The organism is Thiomicrospira sp., assembly GCF_014859555.1.
Classification (GTDB): Bacteria; Pseudomonadota; Gammaproteobacteria; order Thiomicrospirales; family Thiomicrospiraceae; genus Thiomicrospira.
In genome coordinates this window covers 1-3,749 of sequence record NZ_JACUTY010000094.1, presented here as the reverse complement: position 1 = coordinate 3,749, position 3,749 = coordinate 1, and the positions used below count along the sequence as shown (strand labels likewise).

Here is a 3,749-nt window from a genome sequence, read left to right as displayed (position 1 = left end):
AACCCTTAAACGGCAATGCCGGAATGGCGTAATAACGCATCAATTTGCGGTTCGCGGCCGCGGAAGGCTTTGAATAACACCATCGGGTCCACCGAACCGCCGGCGGCTAAAATCGTGTTTTTAAATTTACGGCCAGTTTCAACATCTAAAATACCTTGCTCTTCAAACAAGCTAAATGCATCCGCTGATAACACCTCGGCCCATTTATAACTAAAGTAACCCGCCGCATAACCACCAGCGAAAATATGGCTAAAGCTGTGGGCAAACCGGTTGTAGCTGGGCGGTTGAATCACGGCGACTTCATCACGCACACGTTGAATCACCGACTCAACCGATTCGACGACTTGCGGGTCGTATTCGGCATGCAGTAAAAAATCGAATAACGAAAACTCCAACTGGCGCACCATCATCATCGCAGACTGGAAATGCCGACTTTGTTTAAGCGATTCAAATAACGCATCCGGCAAAGCTTCGCCGGTTTCTACATGGCCGGAAATTAAGTCTAAGCCTTCGCGTTCCCAACAAAAGTTTTCCATAAATTGCGAGGGCAGTTCGACCGCATCCCAAGGCACGCCATTGATACCGGAAATATCCATGTGTTCCATTTCGGTCAACATATGATGCAAACCATGACCAAATTCATGGAATAAAGTAGTGACTTCATCATGCGTTAAACAAGCTGGTTTTGAGCCTATTGGTGGGGTGAAGTTGCAAATTAAATGTGCGACCGGCACTTGCAGCTCACCATTTGGGTGACGCCAACGGGTTTGCACTGTGTCCATCCAAGCACCGCCACGTTTGTTTTCTCGCGCGTATAAATCTAAATAAAAGCCGGCGACCAATTGATCTTGCTCATCATGCAATTCGTAAAACCGCACCTCGTCATGCCAAACCGATACCCCACTCACTTGCACGGCTTTCACCCCAAACAGGCGTTCGACAAGATTAAACAAACCGCCTAAAGTTTGTTCGACCGGAAAATAGGGTTTTAAAACCTCTTGCGACAGGTTAAGCCGTTGTTGTTTGAGTTTGTCGCTGACATAAGTCACATCCCAAGGCTGCAAGTCGGTTAAACCTAATTGGCGGTTAGCAAATTCACGCAAATTGGTTAAGTCTTGCTGGGCTTGGGGTTTGGCTTGGCGTGCGAGATCTCGCAAAAAGCCGATCACTTGATCGGTGGATTCGACCATTTTGGTGGCGAGCGAACGTTCAGCATAATTGTTAAACCCTAACAATAATGCGAGCTGGTGACGCAGTTGACGAATCTCGTCAATATTGGCGCTGTTATCTAGCTCTGGGTTATCCGCTTGGTCGGATGCACGCGTTGAAAAGGCGCGATAAACTTGTTCACGTAATTCTCGATTATCGGCATAGGTCATCACCGCCAAATAACTCGGACCATCTAAGGTTACACGCCAGCCGTCAAGTTGTTTTTGTTGGGCGTATTGTTGCAATAAACCCAATGCGGATTCAGGTAAACCCGCCAACTCGTTGGCATCCGTAATGTGTTTTGACCAGGCCTGGGTGGCTTTTAAAACCTGGTTGCCAAACTGGCTAGACAGCTGCGATAAACGCTGGCTGATTTGTTTGTATTGCGCTTGCTGTGCGGCGGGTAAAGCGATACCGGATAAACGAAAATCGCGCAACGCGTTATCCACCACTTTTTTCTGCGCGATATTAAGTTCTGCATAAGCTGGGCTGTTTGCAAGTTGGTTAAAACGTGCAAACAAGGCTTGGTTTTGCCCCACTTCAGTATGGTATTCGGTGACTTTTTGCAAACAAGCATCATAAGCCGCATGCCAATCATCGGCATTACGCACCGAATCCAAATGCCCAATCGGTTCCCAAATAGATTCAAAGCCATGCTCGATTTGCTCCATTGGCTCGACTAGGTTTTGCCAGCTTGGCGGCGCATCACAGGCGACAATTTGTGCAAGCTGATGACGACTGTCGGCCAACAACTGATCGACTTTCGCTTCGATTTGATCGGCTTGCAGGGCATTAAAATCAGGCAGTAATTCAATTAAGCTCGATGTTTGCATTGCGTTCTCTCACTATTAAAAATGTGGATAGATTATAACGCAAGTCTCACCCAGCACCAGGCCTGGTGGTTGGTTAATCGAGGTGGCCATTCGCTATATTTTGTTAAAACGAGTAGAATGCGCGCTCACCTATGATTTAACAGGAAATAATGCTTTGATCTCTACCGCGAATATCACCATGCAATTCGGCGAAAAGCCGCTGTTTGAAAACATCTCAATTAAATTTGGCGGCGGTAACCGCTATGGTTTGATTGGCGCAAATGGCTGCGGCAAGTCCACCTTTATGAAAATTTTAGGGGGCGATTTAGAATCTACCGCTGGCCAGGTGATGCTCGACCCCAACGAACGTTTGGGTAAATTACGCCAGGATCAGTTTGCTTACGAAAACTTTAGCGTCATTGATACCGTGATCATGGGCCACGCTGAATTATGGGAAATTAAAAAAGAACGCGATCGCATTTATGGCTTGGCCGAAATGTCAGAAGCAGACGGCCTAAAAGTCGCCGAACTGGAAGTTGAGTTTGGTGAAATGGACGGTTACACCGCCGATGCGCGAGCAGGTGAATTGTTATTAGGCTTGGAAATTCCGGTGGAGATGCATTATGGCCCAATGTCGGAGATCGCTCCTGGTTGGAAACTGCGGGTGTTATTGGCGCAAGCCTTGTTCTCTAACCCAGATATTTTATTGCTTGACGAACCCACCAACAACTTAGATATCAACACGATTCGTTGGTTGGAAAACATTTTAAATTCGCGCAACAGCACCATGGTTATCATTTCGCACGATCGCCACTTTTTAAACAGTGTGTGCACCCATATGGCGGATTTGGACTATGGCGAATTGCGTATCTATCCAGGCAATTATGACGACTATATGATGGCGTCTACCCAAGTTCGCGATCAACTGTTGGCGGATAACGCGAAGAAAAAAGCGCAGATTAGTGAGTTAAAAACCTTTGTTAGTCGCTTTTCGGCGAATGCTTCAAAAGCCAAACAAGCGACCTCGCGTGCCAAGCAGATTGATAAAATTGAACTTGCCGAAGTCAAACCATCTAGCCGCATGAACCCATTTATTCGCTTCGATCAGGACAAAAAACTGTTCCGTTCGGCGGTGGAATGCGACAACGTCAGCAAAACCTTTGACACCACTGCGGTTTTAAACCATTTCAGCGCCATGGTAGAAGCCGGTGAAAAAGTCGCGATTATCGGCCCGAATGGCGTCGGTAAAACTACGCTTTTACGCGCGTTAATCGGTGACTTGGAACTGGATTCCGGTAAAGTTAAATGGGCCGAAAACGCCAGCGTAGGTTATTACGCACAGGATCACACTCACGAATTTGCGATTGATATGACCTTGTTTGATTGGATGAGCCAATGGAAACAGCCCACTGATGATGAACAAGCGATTCGCGCGATTTTAGGGCGTTTATTGTTTTCGCAAAAAGACATAGATAAATCGGTCAAGGTGTTATCAGGCGGCGAAAAAGGCCGCATGATGTTTGGCAAACTGATGTTGGAAAAACCCAACGTATTGTTAATGGATGAACCGACCAACCATATGGATATGGAGTCAATCGAATCCTTAAATCAAGCTTTGGTCGATTATCCGGGTACGGTGGTGTTTGTTAGCCACGACCGTGAATTTGTATCCTCATTAGCGCAACGCTTGTGGGTGATGTCGCCAGAAGGTATTGAAGACTTTAACGA

The 3,749-nt window shown here is 46.7% G+C and carries 2 protein-coding genes; one reads left to right on the top strand and one right to left on the bottom strand.

From position 1 onward, the window contains the following. Positions 1 to 5 precede the first annotated feature (5 nt). A complete protein-coding gene (locus IBX48_RS09970) occupies positions 6 to 2,042 on the bottom strand; it encodes a M3 family metallopeptidase (RefSeq protein ID WP_296834045.1) in 2,037 nt (678 codons plus the stop codon). 154 nt (positions 2,043 to 2,196) lie between these two features. Here IBX48_RS09970 and IBX48_RS09965 point away from each other — a divergent pair. Beyond that, the coding region (locus IBX48_RS09965; protein WP_296834048.1) for an ABC-F family ATPase at positions 2,197 to 3,749 on the top strand (1,553 nt) is incomplete at its 3' end.